16 protein-coding genes are annotated in these 18,943 nt (G+C 64.7%); 11 read left to right on the top strand and 5 right to left on the bottom strand.

The window, feature by feature from the left end; translation table 11 throughout:
• Positions 1-75 precede the first annotated feature (75 nt).
• The 3 genes from RAM80_RS18785 (at position 76) to RAM80_RS18775 (ending at position 3,462) form a co-directional block, all read left to right on the top strand.
• On the top strand, positions 76-495 hold the full coding sequence (locus tag RAM80_RS18785; protein ID WP_416421959.1) for a PH domain-containing protein: 420 nt from the start codon (positions 76-78) through the stop codon (positions 493-495).
• Positions 496-685: 190 nt separating this feature from the next.
• On the top strand, positions 686-2,863 hold the full coding sequence (locus tag RAM80_RS18780; RefSeq protein ID WP_416421958.1) for a TonB-dependent receptor: 2,178 nt from the start codon (positions 686-688) through the stop codon (positions 2,861-2,863).
• 152 nt (positions 2,864-3,015) lie between these two features.
• Positions 3,016-3,462 carry a DUF3828 domain-containing protein gene (locus RAM80_RS18775; RefSeq protein WP_416421957.1) on the top strand — a complete coding sequence of 149 codons (447 nt, stop codon included), beginning with the start codon at positions 3,016-3,018 and terminating at the stop codon, positions 3,460-3,462.
• A gap of 272 nt (positions 3,463-3,734) precedes the next feature.
• Here the strand turns inward: RAM80_RS18775 and RAM80_RS18770 are convergent, their stop codons facing one another.
• Complete coding sequence (locus tag RAM80_RS18770) at positions 3,735-4,229, bottom strand: hypothetical protein (protein ID WP_416421956.1); 495 nt, start codon at positions 4,227-4,229, stop codon at positions 3,735-3,737.
• 254 nt (positions 4,230-4,483) lie between these two features.
• Between RAM80_RS18770 and RAM80_RS18765 the strand changes: the two genes are divergently transcribed.
• Both RAM80_RS18765 and RAM80_RS18760 read left to right on the top strand, forming a co-directional pair.
• Complete coding sequence (locus tag RAM80_RS18765; protein ID WP_416421955.1) at positions 4,484-5,386, top strand: glycosyltransferase family 2 protein; 903 nt, start codon at positions 4,484-4,486, stop codon at positions 5,384-5,386.
• Positions 5,387-5,409: 23 nt separating this feature from the next.
• Positions 5,410-6,051, top strand: a complete 642-nt coding sequence (locus RAM80_RS18760; protein ID WP_416421954.1) for a CatB-related O-acetyltransferase — start codon at positions 5,410-5,412, stop codon at positions 6,049-6,051.
• A 32-nt stretch (positions 6,052-6,083) separates the two neighbouring features.
• Here RAM80_RS18760 and RAM80_RS18755 read toward each other — a convergent pair whose 3' ends face one another.
• The 4 genes from RAM80_RS18755 to RAM80_RS18740 form a co-directional block, all read right to left on the bottom strand.
• Complete coding sequence (locus tag RAM80_RS18755) at positions 6,084-7,361, bottom strand: OprD family porin (protein ID WP_416421953.1); 1,278 nt, start codon at positions 7,359-7,361, stop codon at positions 6,084-6,086.
• A 263-nt stretch (positions 7,362-7,624) separates the two neighbouring features.
• The gene (locus tag RAM80_RS18750) at positions 7,625-7,825 is read right to left on the bottom strand and encodes a hypothetical protein (protein ID WP_416421952.1); all 201 of its coding nucleotides are present in this window, start codon (positions 7,823-7,825) and stop codon (positions 7,625-7,627) included.
• Positions 7,826-8,007: 182 nt separating this feature from the next.
• Positions 8,008-9,114, bottom strand: coding sequence for an agmatine deiminase (gene aguA, locus RAM80_RS18745; protein WP_416421951.1), 1,107 nt, complete (start codon positions 9,112-9,114; stop codon positions 8,008-8,010).
• Between the two features lie 131 nt (positions 9,115-9,245).
• Positions 9,246-12,143 carry an aminotransferase gene (locus RAM80_RS18740; RefSeq protein WP_416421950.1) on the bottom strand — a complete coding sequence of 966 codons (2,898 nt, stop codon included), beginning with the start codon at positions 12,141-12,143 and terminating at the stop codon, positions 9,246-9,248.
• 193 nt (positions 12,144-12,336) lie between these two features.
• Here RAM80_RS18740 and rfbB point away from each other — a divergent pair, with 193 nt between their 5' ends.
• The 6 genes from rfbB to RAM80_RS18710 are packed head-to-tail and all read left to right on the top strand — an operon-like array spanning position 12,337 to position 18,941.
• On the top strand, positions 12,337-13,419 hold the full coding sequence (rfbB, locus tag RAM80_RS18735) for a dTDP-glucose 4,6-dehydratase (RefSeq protein WP_416421949.1): 1,083 nt from the start codon (positions 12,337-12,339) through the stop codon (positions 13,417-13,419).
• On the top strand, positions 13,416-14,291 hold the full coding sequence (gene rfbA, locus RAM80_RS18730; RefSeq protein WP_416421948.1) for a glucose-1-phosphate thymidylyltransferase RfbA: 876 nt from the start codon (positions 13,416-13,418) through the stop codon (positions 14,289-14,291). The genes rfbB and rfbA overlap by 4 nt, the downstream gene beginning before the upstream one ends.
• The gene (gene rfbC / locus RAM80_RS18725; RefSeq protein WP_416421947.1) at positions 14,288-14,836 is read left to right on the top strand and encodes a dTDP-4-dehydrorhamnose 3,5-epimerase; all 549 of its coding nucleotides are present in this window, start codon (positions 14,288-14,290) and stop codon (positions 14,834-14,836) included. The genes rfbA and rfbC overlap by 4 nt, the downstream gene beginning before the upstream one ends.
• The gene (rfbD, locus tag RAM80_RS18720; RefSeq protein ID WP_416421946.1) at positions 14,833-15,708 is read left to right on the top strand and encodes a dTDP-4-dehydrorhamnose reductase; all 876 of its coding nucleotides are present in this window, start codon (positions 14,833-14,835) and stop codon (positions 15,706-15,708) included. Before rfbC ends, rfbD begins: the two co-directional genes overlap by 4 nt.
• 42 nt (positions 15,709-15,750) lie before the next feature.
• Complete coding sequence (locus RAM80_RS18715) at positions 15,751-17,559, top strand: sensor histidine kinase (protein WP_416421945.1); 1,809 nt, start codon at positions 15,751-15,753, stop codon at positions 17,557-17,559.
• Positions 17,556-18,941 (top strand): sigma-54-dependent transcriptional regulator, encoded by a 1,386-nt coding sequence (locus RAM80_RS18710; protein ID WP_416421944.1) that lies wholly within the window; start codon positions 17,556-17,558, stop codon positions 18,939-18,941. Before RAM80_RS18715 ends, RAM80_RS18710 begins: the two co-directional genes overlap by 4 nt.
• The last annotated feature ends 2 nt before the right edge of the window (positions 18,942-18,943 follow it).

Below are 18,943 nucleotides of genomic sequence, written 5' to 3'. Positions count from 1 at the left end.
TGTCCGACGGGTGTGCTTGCCGTTGCGCCGGCTGGGGGTGGTAGAGTCCTGCGCATCAACTGCAAGGAGTTACCCGTGGCGAGCAAAACCTATATCGAGAGTTCCCTGTCGACCGGCGAACAGGTCGAGGCCATTTTCAAGCTGCACTGGCTGAGCTGGGTGAATGTGTGGTTCTGGGTGCTGCTGGCGGTGCTGACCGTGGGCATTTTGTCGCCGGTGGCCATCTACAAGTGGCTGAGCCTGCGCTGCCAGGAGAATGGCGTGACCAACAAGCGGGTTATCCACAAGCGCGGGATCATCAGCCGCACCACGGACGAGATGAAGCTGTCGTCGATCGAGACCGTGGACCTGGACCAGACGGTGATGGGCCGGTTGCTGGGCTTCGGCACGGTGCGCATCACCGGCCGCGGCATCAGCGACCTGGTGCTGAAAGGCATCGACGACCCGTTGCAGGTAAAACGCCAGATCGAAGGCGTCAGCAACCCCGTGCGTTAAACCCTCCCCCGTAGCAGCTGCCGAAGGCTGCGTCCAAGGCCAGCCCCCCATGCGCGGCGTATGGGACGCGGCCTGCGGCCGCTGCTACGGGGATGTGTAAATATAACGTGAATACGAATATGTTTTATTTACAATTTGTTACAATCCCTCTATCTTTCCGCACCCTCGTTCGCCCCTCTGCGGAAAACCCATGCTCACGTTCACCCCATCACGCCTGCATACCGCCCTGTTCTGTAGCACGTTCGTTACCTTGATGCCGCTGGCCCACGCGGCCGACATCACCTTGCCGTCCACGGCCGTGGACGCCGTTGCTGACGCCAAGACCCAGACCAAAGAGCTGCCGTCCTACAAGCTGACGGCGCCGTTGATCGACACCCCACGTTCGATCACGGTCATTCCGCAGGAAGTGATCAAGAAGAGTGGCGCCACCACCTTTACCGATGCCCTGCGCACGGTGCCGGGCATTACCTTCCTGGGCGGTGACGCGGCGGCCAACCCGTCGGCGGACCGGCCGGTGATTCGCGGCTTCGAGTCACGCAACTCGATCTTCGTGGACGGCATGCGCGACACCGGCGTGCAGAACCGCGAAACCTTCGATGTGGAGCGCATCAGCGTGATCAAGGGCCCGGACTCGGTGTACGCCGGGCGCGGCGCGGTGGGCGGCAGCATCGACATCGAGACCAAGACGCCGAAGCTGGTGGACTCGCTGGACGCCAGCGTTGGCGTGGGTACCGATTCCTACAAGCGCACCACCCTGGACGTGAACCGGGTGATCGACGACAGCACCGCCTTCCGCCTCAACGTGATGGGCCACGACGCCGACCAGCCGGGCCGCACCGATGTGTTCAGCAAGCGCTGGGGCATCGCGCCGTCCATCGCGTTCGGGCTGGGCCAGCCGACCACGGTCACGCTCAGCTATTACCACTTGTCCACCGACGACATGCCGGACTTCAGCGTGCCGTTCCACGCTGCCGGTGGCACCCCAGCGTCGGAGATCAGCCGCTCGCAGTTCTACGGCCTGAAAGACCGCGACTACCGCCGTGGCCAGACCGACACCGGCGAGATCCGCGTGGAGCACGAGCTGGACGACAACTGGAAGGTGAAGAACACCACCACCTACGGCCGCTCGACCCTGGATTACATCGCCACCAACCCGCAGTTCGTCAGCGCCACGTCCAACCAGTTGCAGCTGCAGGCCAAGAGCGGCAAGTACGCCACCAACACCCTGGCCAACCAGACCGAGCTGACCGGCCAGACCTCGCTGTTCGGCCTGGACAACACCGTGACCACCGGCATCGAGCTGAGCCACGAGAAGAGCCAGTACGAGGGCTACCTGGTGGCCGACAGCACCGGCAAGAACATCCGCACCGGCGGCAGCTGCGCGGTGGCCGGCAACTGCACGTCTATCGGCCAGTGGGACCCGGACATGGACTGGACCGGCACCTCGACGCTGAACGGTGACAGCTTCCCCGGCAAGCCCACCTATACCACCACCAACACGGCATCGGCCTACGCCTTCGACAGCCTGAAGCTGTCGGAACAATGGCTGCTGAACACCGGCGTGCGCCTGGATTACTACAACATCCAGGCCGAGCAGTCGGGCGCCGCCGACCTGCAGAACATCGCCAACCTGTTCAGCTACCAGGTGGGCCTGGTGTACAAGCCGGTCACCAACCTGAGCCTGTATACCTCTTACGGCACCTCGGCCAACCCGCCGGGCGCCAACGGTGGCCTGGGCGGTGGCAGCGACCAGCTGACCGCCACCAACAATGACCTGTCGCCGGAGCGCAGCCGCAACATCGAGGTGGGCGCCAAGTGGGACGTGCTGGACAGTCGCCTGTCGCTGACCTCGGCGGTTTTCCAGACCGACAAGACCAATGCCCGTGTCAGCGATGGCCTGGGCGGCATCGTCAACGCCGGTTCCCAGCGCGTGCGCGGCGTGGAGCTGGGCGCAGCGGGCGACCTGACCAGCAACTGGCGCGTATTCGGCGGCTATTCCTACCTGGACGCGGTAACCACCGACGCCGGCCCGTCCAACCCTACCGGCAACGGCCTGCCGATGGTGATGGTGCCCAAGCACAACGTCACGCTGTGGACCTACTACGACATCAACCCGGACTGGACCGTGGGCGCCGGCATGAAAGCCTCCAGCCTGACCTACGCCTCGGTCAGCGCGACGACGAAGAAATGGACCCCGGGCTACTCGGAATTCGACGCGATGACGTCCTACAAGATTTCCAAGTCCATGGACGTGCAGCTGAACCTGAAGAACCTGTTCGACCGCAAGTACTTTGCCTCCTCGTACCCCATCTACGCCACCTGGGCAGAGGGGCGTTCGGCGCAAGTGACGCTGAACTTCCACTACTGACCGCCGCTGTATGAAAACGCCACTCGCCTGAGTGGCGTTTTCATTTGTGCCTGGTGCAACTGGCCCTGCCCTGCCCGGTCTCTGTACTATGCGTGCTGTTTTGTGCGCCTTTGCTGCGTCAACCCCTCACTCATTCTGTTGGGTAACTGATCATGAAGCGTCTGCTTTCCCTGTTGTGTGTACTGGCTGGTTTCCACCTTTCCATCGCCATGGCCGATGCCCCTGCGTCGGCCCAGCAAACCACCCAGAGTTTCTACGCCTGGTACCTGAAGCGGCTCAGCGACGACAAGGTGCCGCTGGATGACAACCCGCAGCAGATGCAGCAGTACGTGGCCGACAGCCTGATCAAGTCGATCGACAAGCAGGCCAAGAGCGAGGACGGGCTGGACGAGGATTACTTCATCAAGTCCCAGGACTACGATGACTCCTGGCTGACCCATATCCAGGTCACCGAGACGGCCGCCAAGGGCGCGACCGCCCAGGAAAACGTGGTGCTGGGCACCACCCAGGACAACAGCCAGGTGCTGAAGGTGACGCTGGCCAAGGACAAGGACAGCTGGAAGATCACTGCGGTGGAGATTGTTCCTACCGAGCAGTGATGTGTCGGGTTGGCGGCGGTGCATGGGACGCGGCCTTTGGCCGCTGCTACGGGGCGGCGGGCCGTAGCAGCTGCCGCTAGGCGGCGTCTTGCGCAGGTGGTGTGTCAGGCGGGTCGCGGCGAGTGGGACGCGGCCTTTGGCCGCTGCTACGGGGCGGCGGGCCGTAGCAGCTGCCGCCAGGCGGCGTCTTGCGCAGGCGGTGTGCCAGGCGGGTCGCGGCGAGTGGGACGCGGCCTGCGGCCGCTGCTACGGGGGCGGTGTGTTAGGCGGGCTCAGTCTTCCTGGATCTGGTAGTGCTTGAACGACTTCACCACCGCGTCGAACGCCTGGCCATCGGCCTGCTGGTGCTGGGCATCGGTGCGCAGCCGCAGGGTGTAGTTGATGCCGTCGTCCGGGCCGGTGCTGCGGTATTCGACGATCACCCGGCGCACCGCCTGGCTGTCGCTCCACTGGGCCTGTTCGGCGGGCTGCGCGTCCAGCACCACGGGTGAGCGCTGCACGCCGCCCGGCTCCACTTCAGACAATTCGCTGTCCATCACCGCCCGGGTGCTGCCCAGCATGGCTGCGTCGTAACCGGCGTTGACGGTGATCTCGCGGTCGCCGCCCAAAGGGATCAGCACACCGTCATCCGTACCACTGCCCTGGTAGGCCGTGGGCACCCCAGGCATCACGCCAAAGCCGAAAGCAATATTTTGATACTCGATTTGGCCGTCGAGTTTCACCATACCGTCTACCATTTCCTGCTGGGCCGCGCTTAGGGCAATCATTTCCCCTGCACCTGCCGGCACTACCACGCCTACCATCAGGCTGGTGAACAAAGCCAGCGACGTGGCCCCCAAACGAAGATGCAAATGCAGCATGGCGCGGAACGTCCTGTGCGAATGAGGATCCGATAGTACCCCAGGCGCACCGAACACTGGCAATAGCCGCAGGGTAGAGCCCGTGCCATGAGCACCCGGCCACCGCCCGTCGAGCCGTGTATCGCGCGATTCATTTCGATGTAATGGAAGACCGGCAACAGATGACCGCCTCCCCTACCGCTCAAGATGTCGAACCCCACCCTGACGCCGCCCTGGTGTCCATTATCGCGCCTTGCTACAACGCGGAAAAATTCCTTGAAGCGTCGCTCAAGAGCATCTTCGAGCAGGACTACCCCAACTTCGAAGTCATCGTGGTGGACGACGGCTCCACCGACAACAGCGTGGCCATGCTCAAGGCGCTGCAGCAGACCTATGACTTCCAGTTGCACACCCAGCCCAACCAGGGCGTGAGCGCCGCGCTGAACACGGGCCTGCGCCATGCACGCGGCACCTACGTCGCCACCCCCGACCTGGACGACATCATGCTGCCCGACTCGGTGCGGGTGCGCGCTGATTACCTGGACGCCCACCCCGAAGTGGGGTGCGTGGGGGCGCTGATCATCTACATGGACAGCCAGGGCAATGACACCAAGCGCCAGCGCAGCATGCCGCTGCGCCGCCTGCACCTGGACGAGATCGTCAGCGGCGCCATCGTCATGGGCGCGCCGGTGTCGCTGTACCGCATGGCCGCCTTGAAGAAGGCCGGTTTCTACGACCCGGACATCAAGGTGCAGGATTTTCAGATCACCCTGCGGCTGGCCAGTGCCGGCTACGAAGTGCACCAGTTGCCCGTGCACGTGACCCGCTACCGACGCCACCCGCACAACCTGTCACGACGCTACCGGGTGTTGCTGGAAGCGGACCTGAAGGCGCTGGCGCCCTACTGTGCGCACCCGGGGTACCAGCAGGGGCGCACGGTGACGATCAACAAGGCGCTGAAATACGCCGTGGTGGCGAACAAGCGCGAGGCCTGGGGGCTGTTGTTGAGCATTCCCTTGCGGCAATGGAACAAAATTACGCTCCGGCGCTTGAAACGGCTGGTGTTCAGCCGCAACAAGCGTTGACCTGGCACGCGAACGAGTACGCGATGAAGTTTTTCAAGAAGCTCAAGGCTAACAAAGAGCGCAAGCGCATCCGCGCCCTGGACCCCATCCTGCAGGGCAACGAACGCCTGAAGCGCCGCTACCCGCGGTACACCATCGGCGTGGGCTCGTATGGCGAACCCGAAGTGGTCAAGTTCGGCAACGACACCACCTTCACGGTGGGCTCGTACTCTTCCATTGCCGAGGAAGTCACGGTGCTGCTGGGCGGCGGGCACCGTACCGACTGGGTCAGCAGCTTCCCCTTCCCGGCCTTCCTGCCGGGCCTGGAAGGCGCCGGCGAATACAATCCGTCCAAGGGCGACGTGGTGATCGGCAGCGACTGCTGGATCTGCCGCGGGGTCACCATTTTGTCCGGCGTGACCATCGGCCACGGTGCGGTGGTGGCGGCGGGCGCGATGGTGACCCGCGACGTGCCGCCCTACGCAGTGGTGGGCGGCAACCCGTGCAAGTTCATCCGCTGGCGCTTCGAAGAGCCTATTCGCGAGCGCCTGCTCGCCAGCGCCTGGTGGGACTGGCCGCTGGACGAGGTGAAGCAGGCAGCGCGCTACCTGTGCAGCAACGACATCGAAGCCTTCCTGGCCTACAGCGACAGCCGCCAGGCCCACAAACAACAAGCCCCGCTATAAGCGGGGCCTGTTGATCATGCGTTGCCAGCCAATCAGAAGATGTTGATTGGGTAGTCGACGAACACGCGTACTTCGTTACCGCTGACGTTGTAGGCGCTGACGTTGTCAGACACGCGCAGGATCGAGCTGCGCACGCGCAGGGTCAGGTCCTTCGCCGGGCCTTGCTGCACCACGTACTGCAGCTGGTTGAAGATTTCGCGCTCGGTACCACCGGTGGCGTCGCCCGCGGTGATGTTGTCGCCGCGCACGTAGGCGAACTTGTAGGTCAGGCCCGGCACGCCGTAGGCGCCGAAGTCCAGGCCGTAGGCCAGCTGCCACGAACGCTCGTCTTCACCGTTGAAGTCCGACCAGTAGGAGTTGGTCAGGTAGATGGACGTACCACCGTCGCCGACGCCGCCTTTACGCTGGTAGCCACCATAGCTGTAGCCAGTGCTGCCGGTGCTGCTCTGGTGCGCGACCATGAACGAGTGCGGGCCCACGGCGTAGGTGGCCGCCAGGCTCCAGATGGTGTTGGCGTCGCCGTCCAGGCCAGCCTTCGCGACCTGTTGCTTGTCGATCTCGGACTTGTAGCCGTTGAAGTCCAGGGTCAGGGACTGATCCTTCTGGATCGGCAGCACGTAGGTCATGCCCAGGTACTGCTTCTTCATCACGTTTTCGATGGTGGTGCCGTACAGCGACGCCTTGAAGTTGTCGTTGAAGGCATAGCTGCCCCCGTAGACGTTCAGGCTTTTCAGCTCGCCGCTGTCACGACCTTCGGCGCTCTTCTGCGCTTCTTCGGTGAAGTGACCGACGTTCAGCTCCAGGCCCTTGATCTCTTTCGAAGTGATCATGGTACCGGTGAAGCTTTCCGGCAGCAGGCGGCTGTTGTCGTAGCTCAGCACTGGCAGCGACGGCATCTGGTCGCCGTACTTCAGCACGGTGTTGGAGAAGCGGAACTTCACCGCGGCGCCGGCGCGAGCCAGGTCGCTGGCAGGCGAACCGTCGCTGCCCTGGCGGAAGAAGTCGATACCGCCAGCGCCGCTGCGGCTGTCGGATTGTTCCAGGTTCTTGGCGTACAGGCCAAAGGCGTCGACGCCCACGCCCACGGTGCCCTGGGTGAAGCCGGAAGTGAAGGTGCCAATGAAGGCCTGGCCCCACTCGGACTTGTCCTTGTTACCGTCTTTGTAATCACGATTGATATAGGCGTTGCGCACCAGCACCGACAGGTGGCTGTCTTCGACAAAGCCTTTTGCATCGTCTTGATCGCTGGCCATGGCCTGGGTGCTGCCGATCAGGCCAAGGGCGATCAGACCGATACTTTTGTTCAACATCTTGTTTTCCTTATTGCTGGTTAAGACGCCCCGCCCAGTAAGTTTTCCCCGACGCTAGACGCAAAGGCCCGCGTGCACGAATGCAACGCGGGCCTTATCGAATACTGGACAGGTGGCTGTTCGCCACAGGCGTTGGGCGGAATCCTAGCGGGGGGCCAGCGCAAGTGTCAATTTACAAGAAGTTCGGGGGTTATAACCAGATTTGCAACAGGAGGGGGAGGCTCCATGCCTCATGGCACTGCGTCGTCGTGACGACTTTGCAACTAGTGGTGGAAGGAGCCCAGCAGCGCTTCGAGTTCCGCCTGGCTGAGCAGGCCTGCCGGGTAGCGCTCGCTGAGCACCTGAAGGGGGTCTGCCTTTTGAATCTTGATACTGCCGTTGCATTTCAACCACTGCGCCACACGCTGCAGGGACTCTGCAGTGATAGACGATGGATGCGAAGCCGGCTCACTGACTGCGTTCATATCGACACCTTTTTCCCGGATCCGTGAGCGGCAAACTTACCCACGCTTTATGACAGTACGATTGACACGTACCGGCATTTAAGCCGTTGTATCCGATACAAAACCTGTGCCACGCAAGCCGGACATTTCCGCACAGATACAAAAAACCCGTCACATGACGGGTTCTTCATTTGACTCTTCGATCAGCCTTTAAACGGCGCCGGCTGTTGCTGAGTCAGGCAGTGAATATTGCCACCGCCCAGCAGCAGTTCGCGACCCGGTACCATGATCACCTCATGATCGGGGAAGATGCGCTGCAAGATGGCCTTGGCTTCGTCATCTTTGGGGTCGTCGAAGCTCGGCGCGATGATGCCGCCGTTGACGATCAGGAAGTTGACGTAGGAGCCTGCCAGGCGCACGGAAGGGTTGCGTTCCTGGGTACCAGCCACCGGATCGACGCCCGCGCATTCGTCTTCGGTTGCATACAAAGGGCCGGGGATCGGCATCTTGTGCACCACAAAGGTGCGGCCTTTGGCGTCCTTGGTGTGCTCCAGCACGCTCATGGCTGCGCGGCAGCGGCTGTAGTTGGGGTCATTGGAATCATCGGTCCAGGCCAGTAACACTTCGCCCGGGCGCACGTAACAGCAGAAGTTGTCGACGTGGCCGTCGGTTTCGTCGTTGTACAGGCCGTCGGGCAGCCAGACGATGGTGTCCACCGCCAGGTGGTCGCGCAGCACGCCCTCGATTTCCTCACGGGTGAGGTGCGGGTTGCGGTTGCGGTTGAGCAGGCATTCCTCGGTGGTCACCAGGGTGCCTTCGCCGTCCACATGGATGGAGCCGCCTTCGAGCACGAAGCCTTCGGTGTGGTAGCGGTTGCAGCGTTCGATCTCCAGCACCTTGCTGGCCAGCTGCTCGTCACGGTTCCACGGCGAGTACAGCCCGCCGTCGAAGCCGCCCCAGGCGTTGAAGCCCCAGTCCACGCCGCGCACTTCGCCCTGGTCGTTGATGACGAAGGTCGGGCCGGTGTCGCGCACCCAGGCGTCGTCGTTGCTGATTTCCACCACGCGGATGTTCGGCGCGTCCAGGCGTGCACGAGCGTTGTCGTACTGGCCGGCGGAGACGGCGACGGTCACCGGCTCGAAACGGGCGATGGCCTTGGCCAGGGCCACGTGGGCAGCCTGCACCGGCTTGCCGCCCAGGCGCCAGTTGTCCGGGCGCTCGGGCCAGACCATCCACACCTGGGTTTGCGGAGCCCATTCGGCAGGCATGTGGAAGCCGTCAGCGCGTGGGGTAGTGGTTAGCGTGGTCATGGCGGGTCAGACTCCTGGGCCCCTTCGGGGGCGTTCAGCAAATCGATAAATATCTGAATAAAGATAAAGTAAATTCAGGATTGTTGGAAGCTTGCGATTCTAAACCGAAAAATAATCGATATTAATCCGGATCAAAGGTCCTCAGACAATACTTTGTCCACGCAATCCACGAAGAAATCCACGCTCTGGCGGGTGGTGACCATCGGTGGCTTGATCTTGAGGATGTTCAGGTAGTCACCGGTAGGCTGCATAAAAATCCCCAGCTCGCGCAGGCGTTCGCACAGCTGCGCGGTTTCTTCGGTGGCCGGCTCCAGGGTCTCGCGGTTGCGCACCAGTTCCACTCCCAGATAGAAGCCCGAACCATGCACCGCGCCCACCAGTGGATGGCGTTCGATCAAGCCTTCCAGGCGCGCCTTGAAGTGGCCACCCACCACGCGGGCGTTGTCCCACAGGCCTTCCTCGGCCATCACATCCAGCACCGCCATGCCGACCTGGCAACTGACCGGGCTGCCGCCTGCGGAGGAGAAGAAGTAACCCTCGGCCTCCAGCGCCTCGGCGATTTCCCGGCGGGTGATTACCGCGCCCAAGGGGTGGCCGTTGCCCATGCCCTTGGCCATGGTGATGATGTCGGGCACCACGCCCTGCTCTTCGAAGCCCCAGAAATGCTCGCCCAGGCGCCCGTAGCCCACCTGCACTTCGTCGGCGATGCACACGCCGCCCAAGGCGCGTACCTTGGCGTAGACCTGTTGCAGGTAGCCCGGCGGCAGGGCGATGCCACCGGCATTGCCGTACACCGGCTCGCAGATGAATCCGGCGACCTGACGGTGCTCGGCGGTCAGCCTGGCGAGGGTTACATCGACATTGGCCACGTAGCTCGCCGCACTGCCCGCGCCGCGGAACGCACCACGGTAGGTATTGGGCGCGGTAACCGGGTGCACCCAATCGGGGCGCGTGCTCAAGGCCTGGGGGTTGTCGGCGATGGAGGTGGAAATGGCATCCGTGGCCACCGACCAGCCATGGTAGGCCTCGAGCACGCTGAGCATGTCGCGCCCACCGCTGGCGGCCCAGGCCAGGCGGATGGCCAGGTCGTTGGCCTCGGTGCCACTGTTCACCAGGAACACCCGGTCGAAGCCCTCGGGCGCCAGCGCCAGCAGCCGTTCGGAGAACTCGGCGATGGCGGCGTAGTGGAAGCGCGAGTTGGTGTTGAGCAGCGACCACTGCCGCGCGGCCACCTGGGCCATGCGCGGATGGCCGTGGCCCAGCACCGCGACGTTGTTGAGCATGTCCAGGTAAGAGCGGCCCTGCAGGTCGATCAGGTGGTTGCGCCAGCCGCGTTCGATCTGCGGCGGCGCCTGGTAATAATGCTTCTGCGAACGCGCGAAGCTGGCGTCACGGCGGGCCAGCAAGGCCTGGGGGTCAACCTGGGGTGGCGCATCGCAATCGAAGCCCAGCAACGGCCGCGGCGAGGGGCACAGCGCTTGCCAGGCCTGCGCGCGCGAGGGCGTGGCAAACAACGGCGGGCTGAGTTCCTCGGCGCTGCACAGCTGTACCAGCAGCATGCCGTTGGCCTGGCCCAAGGCCTGGCCACGGGCCAGGGGCGTGTCGGCAGCCAACTCGCTGTCCACGCCCCACAGGTGCAGGCTCACGCCTGCGCCCACCAGCCACAGCCCGGCGTCGGCCGCGCGGCGCAGCAAACCGGCGAACGGCGCCTGCACCGCGGTGCCGGCCGGCACGTGCAGTTCCACGTGCAGCGCGCAGGTGTCGGGCTCTTCGGCGCTGTCGATGCGGGTGCGCGACAGCCGGTACTGGCCGTACAGGGCGCTGGCCTGTGGATAGGCCATCAGCAGCCGCTCGTCGGCGCCGGGCTGCTGCCAGTTACCCTCGGTGAAGTGCTCGCTGAGCACGCCCAGGTCCACACGCTGGAACGCTGCGGGCTGCAGGCCGGGCAACAGCGGGGCGCAGCCACTCAGGTCGGGCAGCGTGGGCGCCAGCCCGACCGCTTGCAGGATGGCCGCCTCCATGAGGTCGAAGGGCACCGAGGTGGCGACGTCGAAGATCTGCCACTCATGGGCGATATTCTCGGCGATGTAGGCGTTGCCGGGGGCCACGCTCAACTGCTGTTCGCTGCTGAGCACCAGCACGGCCGCGCGGGCGACGATCATCGGCCACAGCGCCAGCCACTCGGCACGGGTCAGCGGGTTGTGAGCATGGTAGGCCTTGATGGCCGGCAAAATCGCGAAGGGGTCGCCGTCCACGTGGTGCAGCAGCGCCGAGCAGGTCACGCTCAGGTCGGCCACGCGCCAGGTGCGCACCAGGTCGCCGAAGTCGATCAGCCCGCTCAGGCGCCAATGGCGCTGGGCATCGCGGTGCCACACGCTGTTGTCGTCGGTAATGTCCAGGTGCACCGCCTGGCTGGGCAGCTCATCCTGCACCGCCAACAGCCGCTGCTCGGCCTGGGCCGCCGCTTCGGCCACCTGGCTGTGACGGTCCAGGTCGGCCAGCGACGGCAGCAGTTCGGCGATCAAGGCATGGGCGTGGCGCGGGTCCCATTGCAGGGTGCGAGCCAGCCCGGGGTGGTCGAAATCGGCCAGGGCCTGGTCGACGTGCGCGCACAACTGGCCGATTTCCGCCCGCAGCCCGGCACTAAAATGCCCCACGCGGGTCAATGGCTGGCCCTCGATGTACTCGAGCAGCCGCACTTGCAGCAACCGGCCATCGACCGCGGCGCTGAACAGGTCACGACCGTCGCGGGTCAGGCGCACCGCCGGCACGGGAACGCCCCTGGCCGCCAGGTGGGCCAGGGCGGCATGCTGGGCCTGCAGCTCGCTGGTTGCGTAATCGCCGTGACAGATCTTCAGCACGAAGCGTCCACTCCCGGTATCGACCAGGAAGTTAAGGTCCTGTTGGCTGCCTAATGGCGTCAATGCACCGTGCAGGCCGTAGTAGGCCTGCAACAGCCCCAGCGCCTGTGCGGCGCTGACAACGGGGCTGGGCTGGCTGGACCGGTGGAGCAACGTGGCGAGCGACATCAGGGCAACCTCTTGTAGTTTTAACCGTTTATAACGCCATTGCGCCTCGCGTTAAGCAAGCGCCTTGGAAAATTTGGCGGTTCATGGGCATTTGTGACTATTTGTCGATGAATCACGCTTGCACCGGGCAACCTCAGCCCACAAGCTATGCTGCAACCGCTCAATGTCAGTTTATGGAAGAAGGCAGATCGACATGCGAATTCTCATTACCGGAGGCGCCGGTTTCATTGGCTCGGCCCTCGTTCGCCATCTGATTGAAAACACTGGGCACGAAGTGCTCAACCTCGACAAGCTGACGTACGCCGGCAACCTGGAATCGCTGACCAGCATTGCCAGCAACAGCCGTTACGAATTCGTCCAGGCCGACATCGCCGACCAGGCTACCGTCAGCGCCGTGCTGGCGCGCTTCGAGCCCCATGCAATCATGCACCTGGCAGCCGAGTCCCATGTCGACCGTTCCATCGACGGCCCGTCGGACTTTATCCAGACTAACATCGTCGGCACCTACAGCCTGCTGGAGGCCACCCGCGCCTACTGGTCCAAGCTGCCGGCCGCCGAGAAGGAAGCCTTCCGCTTCCACCACATCTCCACCGACGAGGTGTACGGCGACCTGCACGGCGTCGACGACCTGTTCACGGAAACCACCCCGTACGCGCCCAGCTCGCCCTACTCGGCCAGCAAGGCGGCCTCCGACCACCTGGTCCGGGCCTGGCAGCGCACCTACGGGTTGCCGGTGCTGGTCACCAACTGCTCGAACAACTACGGGCCGTTCCACTTCCCGGAAAAGCTCATCCCGCTGGTCATCCTCAATGCCCTGAAAGGCAAGCCGCTGCCGGTGTACGGCGATGGCAAGCAGGTGCGCGACTGGCTGTACGTGGAAGACCACGCCCGCGCCCTGTTCAAGGTAGTGACCGAGGGCAAGGTCGGCGAGACCTACAACATCGGCGGCCACAACGAGCAGCAGAACATCGACGTGGTGCGCAGCATCTGCGCGCTGCTGGACGAACTGGCACCCAACCACCCGGCCGGCATCAGCCAGTACGCCGAGCTGATCACCTTCGTCAAGGACCGCCCGGGCCACGACCTGCGCTACGCCATCGACGCCAGCAAGATCGAACGCGAACTGGGCTGGGTGCCCGATGAAACCTTCCAGACCGGCCTGCGCAAGACCGTGCAGTGGTACCTGGACAACCAGGAATGGTGCCGTCGCGTCCAGGACGGCAGTTACCAGGGCGAACGCCTGGGCTCCACTGAACCAAAGGATCTGATCGCATGAGCAAGGGTATCGTACTGGCCGGTGGCTCCGGCACACGCCTGCACCCCATCACCCTGGGGGTTTCCAAGCAACTGCTGCCCATCTACGACAAGCCGATGATCTACTACCCGATCTCGGTGCTGATGCTGGCCGGCATCCGCGAGATCCTGCTGATCTCCACGCCCACCGACCTGCCGCAATACCGCCAGCTGCTGGGTGACGGCAGCCAGTTCGGCATCAGCATCAGCTACGCCGAGCAGCCTTCCCCGGACGGCCTGGCCCAGGCGTTCCTGATTGGCGAGGAGTTCATCGGCGACGACTCGGTGTGCCTGATCCTGGGCGACAACATCTTCCACGGCCAGCACTTCGGCGAGCAGCTGAAACGTGCTGCCAGCCAGCCCAAGGGCGCCACGGTATTCGGCTACTGGGTGAAAGACCCGGAACGCTTTGGCGTGATCGACTTCGACGAAGACGGCAAGGCGCTGTCCATCGAGGAAAAACCGGCGCAGCCCAAATCCAGCTATGCCGTGACCGGCCTGTACTTCTACGACAATGACGTGGTGCAGATCGCCAAGGACGTGAAACCGTCCCCACGCGGCGAACTGGAGATCACCGACGTCAACAACGCCTACCTGCAGCGCGGCGACCTGCGCGTGGAGCGTTTCGGCCGCGGCTTCGCCTGGCTGGACACCGGCACCCACGACAGCCTGCTGGAAGCCTCCCAGTACGTGCAGACCATCGAACACCGCCAGGGCCTGAAAGTGGCCTGCCTGGAGGAAATCGCCTACCAGAACGGCTGGATCGACCGTGAGCAACTGCTGGTGCGCGCCAAATACTTCGGCAAGACCGGCTACGGCCAATATCTGTACAGCATTGCAGGGGAAACCAGATGAATGTGATCGCCAGCGAAATACCCGAGGTCTTGATCATCGAGCCCAAGGTATTTGGTGACGAGCGCGGCTTTTTCTACGAGAGCTTCAACGCCAAGGCTTTCGAACAGGCCACCGGCATTACCGAAGCCTTCGTGCAGGACAACCACTCACGCTCGCAGAAGGGCGTGTTGCGCGGCCTGCATTACCAGATCGAAAACGCCCAGGGCAAGCTGGTGCGGGTCACCGCCGGTGAGGTACTGGACCTTGCCGTGGACATCCGCCGCAGCTCGCCTACCTTCGGCAAGTGGGTGGCCGTGCGCCTGAGCGCGCAGAACAGCCGCCAACTGTGGGTACCCAAGGGCTTCGCCCATGGGTTCGTGGTGCTCAGCGACTACGCCGAGTTCCTCTACAAGACCACTGACTACTACACCCCCTCCGCCGAGCGCTGCATTCGCTGGGACGACGAGACACTGGCCATCGACTGGGAACTGGACGGCATCGTCCCGCAGTTGTCGGCCAAGGACCAGCAAGGCAAATCCCTGCAAGAGGCTGACCTGTTCCCATGAGCCAGAAGATCCTCATCAGTGGCCAGTTCGGCCAGGTGTCGCGTGAATTGCAACAACGCCTGGGCCACCTGGGCGAGCTGCACGTGCTGGGCCGCGACAAGCTGGACCTGGCCCAGCCCGAAGCCATCCGCGAAGTGGTGCGCACGCTGCGCCCCACCCTGATCATCAACGCCGCCGCACACACGGCGGTGGACCAGGCGGAAACGGAAGAGGATCTGGCCTTCGCCATCAACGCCACCGCGCCCGGCATCTTCGCCGAAGAGGCCGCCGCGTTGGACATCCCGTTGATCCACTACTCCACCGACTACGTGTTCGATGGCCGCAAGGAAGGCGCCTACACCGAGGACGACGAGACCAACCCGCTGGGCGTCTACGGGCGCAGCAAGCTGGAAGGCGAGAAGGCCATTCGGTTCGTGGGCGGCAAGCACCTGATCCTGCGTACCAGCTGGGTGTATTCGCTGCACGGGCGCAACTTCCTGCTGACCATGCAGCGCCTGCTGCAAGAGAAGCCGGAGCTGCGCGTGGTGGCCGACCAGATCGGTGCGCCCACCTGGGCGGGCACCATCGCTGGCACCACCCAGACCCTCATCGAGCACTGGCTCAACGGCCAGGCCGGCCCGTGGGGCACCTACCACCTGACCGCCAAGGGTGAAACCTCGTGGTTCGGTTTCGCCCAGGAAATCGGCAAGCACCTGCTGGCGCAGGACAAGCCGTGCGCGACGCTGGAGCCTATTCCGTCCAGCGCCTACCCCACCCCTGCGGTGCGCCCGTTGAATTCGCGCCTGGACTGCAGCCGCCTGGAACAACAGTGGAACCTGCACCTGCCCAACTGGCGCGAAGCGCTGATTGAGTGCCTGGCTCCCCTGGCATGACGCATAATGCGCCGGACACCCTCCGGCGCATTTGTTCCTGACATGACTCCCTCGCTTCCCCGCCGCCCCCGTTGGCGCAGCCTCGCCTTGCTGGCCCTGTGCCTGGCCCCGCTGCTATGGCCGTTGCAGCACCTTGCCGAACGCTATTACCGCAGCGAACTGGCGAGCCAGAACCGGCAGACCCTGGACCTGTACGTGGCCAACCTGCTGGGCACCCTGCACCGCTACGAAACCTTGCCGCAGATCCTCGGCGACCTGCCGTCGCTGCGCGCCACCCTGGCCGAGCCAGGCAACCCGCAGGTGGTGGACCACGCCAACCGGCTGCTCAAGGACATCAGCGAACAGACCGGCGCCGAGGTGATGTACCTGCTGGACCCCAGCGGCAACACCCTGGCAGCGTCCAACTGGGAGAAGAAAGACAGCTTCGTGGGCCGCAACTTTGCCTTCAGGCCTTACTACAGCGACGCCATCGCCGGGCGCCTGGGCCGCTTCTTCGGCATGGGCACCACCTCGGGCAAGCGCGGCTACTTCTTCGCCGCCGCCGTGCACGAGGGCGACAAGGTAGTCGGCGCGCTGGTGGTCAAGGTCGACCTGGACCACACCGAAAACCTGTGGGGCAACACCCCAGAACAGCTGATGCTGACGGACCAGCACGGCGTGGTGATCCTGACCTCCAACCCCGAATGGCGTTTCCGCGCCACCCGGCCGCTGACGGACGAGGAACACCAGGCCATCGCCTCCATCCAGCCCTACCCCACCCAGGAGCCGCAGCCCCTGAGCCTGGGCGACAAGGCCTGGCTGATGCAGACCCACCCCATCGCCGAGACAGGTTGGAACGCCAGCATCCTCGCCCCGCGGGCGCTGGTCGACCGCCCAGTGCGCACGGTGCTGGCCATCGGCGGCGCAGCCCTGCTGGTGTTGATGCTGTTGCTGGGGCTGATGATGCAGCGCCGGCGCAACTACCTTGACCGCATTGCCTTCGAGGCCAAGGCCCGGGGTGAGCTGGAGGTACGGGTAAGCGAGCGGACCCGCGACCTGGAGGCGCTCAACAGCCGCCTGCGCCAGGAAGTGCTGGAACGCGAGCAGGCCCAGCAGGAACTGGTGCGCGTGCAGGACGAGGTGGTGCAGGCCGGCAAGCTGTCGGTGCTGGGCACCATGTCGGCCAGCATCAGCCACGAACTCAACCAGCCGCTGGCGGCCATCCGCAGCTACGCCGAGAACGCTGAAGTGCTGCTGGACCACCAGCGCACCGAAGACGCCCGCGGCAACCTCAAGCTGATTGGCGAGCTGACCGGGCGCATGGCCTCGATCATCGCGCACCTGCGTGCCTTCGCCCGCCGCGACCGCCATGCCCTGGAAAGCGTGGCCCTGCAACCCGCCCTGGATGATGCCCTGGCGTTGCTGGCCAAGCGCCGGCGGGCGATGGCGGTGGAGCTGTTCCGCGACCTGCCCGATGCGCCATTGTGGGTGCAGGCCGGGGAAACGCGGCTGCGCCAGGTGCTGAGCAACCTGCTGGCCAACGCCCTCGATGCCCTGACCGAAAAAGCCACGCCCCGCTGCCTGTGGATCAGCGCCGAGCAGACCGCCGACGGCGTGGAACTGCTGATTCGCGACAACGGCCCCGGCTTTACCCGTGAGTCCATGGCCCGCGCCCGCGAACCCTTCTTCACCACCAAGACCCGCACCCAGGGCCTTGGCCTGGGGCTGGCCATCTGCGATACCCTGATGCGGGCGCTGGGCGGCGAACTGCTGCTGGCCAACCACCCCCAGGGCGGCGCACTGCTGACCCTGCGCCTGCGCAGCGCACCACCCGGCGTCAACCTGCAACCACCCGAGGACCCTTCCGCATGAGCACGGCCCCCGCCATCGACAGCCAGACCCAGGTGGTGCTGGTGGACGATGATCCGCACCTGCGCCAGGCCCTGAGCCAGACCCTGGACCTGGCCGGCTTGAAGATCCTGCCCCTGGCCGACGCCAATGGCCTGGCCGAGCGCATCGAACGTGACTGGCCGGGGGTGATCGTCAGCGACATCCGCATGCCGGGTCTCGACGGCCTGGAGTTGTTGCAGCAGCTGCATGCCCAGGACGCCGAGCTGCCGGTGCTGCTGATCACCGGCCACGGCGATGTGCCGCTGGCCGTGCAGGCCATGCGCGCCGGCGCCTACGACTTCCTGGAAAAACCCTTCGCCAGCGACGCCCTGCTGGACAGCGTGCGCCGCGCCCTGGCCCTGCGCCGCCTGGTGTTGGACAACCGCAGCCTGCGCCTGGCCCTCAGCGACCGCCACGCCTTGAGTGCGCGGCTGCTGGGGCAATCCCCGTCCATGCTGCGCCTGCGCGAACAGATCGGCGCACTGGCGCCGACCAAGGCCGACGTGCTGATTCTGGGCGAGACCGGGGCGGGCAAGGAGGTGGTGGCGCGCGCCCTGCACGACCTGTCCAGCCGCCGCAACGGCCCGTTCGTGGCCATCAACGCCGGGGCGCTGGCCGAATCGGTGGTGGAAAGCGAGCTGTTCGGCCACGAGCCCGGCGCCTTCACCGGCGCGCAGAAACGCCGCATCGGCAAGTTCGAATTCGCCAACGGCGGCACGCTGTTTCTCGACGAAATCGAGAGCATGAGCCTGGACGTGCAGGTCAAGCTGCTGCGCCTGCTGCAGGAGCGCGTGGTGGAACGCCTGGGCGGCAACCAGCTGATCCCGCTGGACATCCGCATCATCGCCGCCACCAAGGAAGACCTGCGCCAGGCCGCCGACCAGGGACGCTTCCGCGCCGACCTCTACTACCGCCTGAACGTGGCGTCGCTGCGCATTCCAGCGCTGCGCGAGCGCGGCGAAGATGCGCTGGTGCTGTTCGAGCACTTCGCCACGGCCGCCAGCGAGCGCCATGGCCTGCTGCCCAACCAGCTGTTGCCTGGCGAGCGCGCGTTGTTGCTGCGCCACAGCTGGCCGGGCAACGTGCGCGAACTGCAGAACGCTGCCGAACGCTTCGCCCTGGGGCTGGACCTTGAGCTGGACAACAGCGCGCCCGCGCCAGCCGCCCAGCAAGCGCCGATGACCGGCAACCTCAGCGAGCAGGTGGAAAACTTCGAACGCGCGCTGATCGCCGCGGAAATGGCCAGGCCCCACGGCTCGCTGCGCAGCCTGGCCGAAGCCCTGGGGGTACCGCGCAAGACCCTGCACGACAAACTGCGCAAGCACGGCTTGAACTTCGCCGCTGGCGATGAGGGCGAGGCATGAAC

The organism is Pseudomonas sp. App30, from assembly GCF_047947025.1.
Lineage (GTDB): Bacteria > Pseudomonadota > Gammaproteobacteria > Pseudomonadales > Pseudomonadaceae > Aquipseudomonas.
The sequence above is the reverse complement of the archived record's forward strand: the minus strand, read 5'-3'. Positions and strand labels throughout refer to the sequence as shown.

Excerpts from the sequence above, each read along its gene's own strand:
- RAM80_RS18780 (WP_416421958.1), top strand. The coding sequence starts at position 686 with ATGCTCACGTTCACCCCATCACGCCTGCATACCGCCCTGTTCTGTAGC.
- RAM80_RS18775 (WP_416421957.1), top strand. The coding sequence starts at position 3,016 with ATGAAGCGTCTGCTTTCCCTGTTGTGTGTACTGGCTGGTTTCCACCTT.
- RAM80_RS18770 (WP_416421956.1), bottom strand. The coding sequence starts at position 4,229 with ATGATTGCCCTAAGCGCGGCCCAGCAGGAAATGGTAGACGGTATGGTG.
- RAM80_RS18765 (WP_416421955.1), top strand. The coding sequence starts at position 4,484 with ATGACCGCCTCCCCTACCGCTCAAGATGTCGAACCCCACCCTGACGCC.
- RAM80_RS18760 (WP_416421954.1), top strand. The coding sequence starts at position 5,410 with ATGAAGTTTTTCAAGAAGCTCAAGGCTAACAAAGAGCGCAAGCGCATC.
- RAM80_RS18755 (WP_416421953.1), bottom strand. The coding sequence starts at position 7,361 with ATGTTGAACAAAAGTATCGGTCTGATCGCCCTTGGCCTGATCGGCAGC.
- RAM80_RS18750 (WP_416421952.1), bottom strand. The coding sequence starts at position 7,825 with ATGAACGCAGTCAGTGAGCCGGCTTCGCATCCATCGTCTATCACTGCA.
- aguA (WP_416421951.1), bottom strand. The coding sequence starts at position 9,114 with ATGACCACGCTAACCACTACCCCACGCGCTGACGGCTTCCACATGCCT.
- RAM80_RS18740 (WP_416421950.1), bottom strand. The coding sequence starts at position 12,143 with ATGTCGCTCGCCACGTTGCTCCACCGGTCCAGCCAGCCCAGCCCCGTT.
- rfbB (WP_416421949.1), top strand. The coding sequence starts at position 12,337 with ATGCGAATTCTCATTACCGGAGGCGCCGGTTTCATTGGCTCGGCCCTC.
- rfbA (WP_416421948.1), top strand. The coding sequence starts at position 13,416 with ATGAGCAAGGGTATCGTACTGGCCGGTGGCTCCGGCACACGCCTGCAC.
- rfbC (WP_416421947.1), top strand. The coding sequence starts at position 14,288 with ATGAATGTGATCGCCAGCGAAATACCCGAGGTCTTGATCATCGAGCCC.
- rfbD (WP_416421946.1), top strand. The coding sequence starts at position 14,833 with ATGAGCCAGAAGATCCTCATCAGTGGCCAGTTCGGCCAGGTGTCGCGT.
- RAM80_RS18715 (WP_416421945.1), top strand. The coding sequence starts at position 15,751 with ATGACTCCCTCGCTTCCCCGCCGCCCCCGTTGGCGCAGCCTCGCCTTG.
- RAM80_RS18710 (WP_416421944.1), top strand. The coding sequence starts at position 17,556 with ATGAGCACGGCCCCCGCCATCGACAGCCAGACCCAGGTGGTGCTGGTG.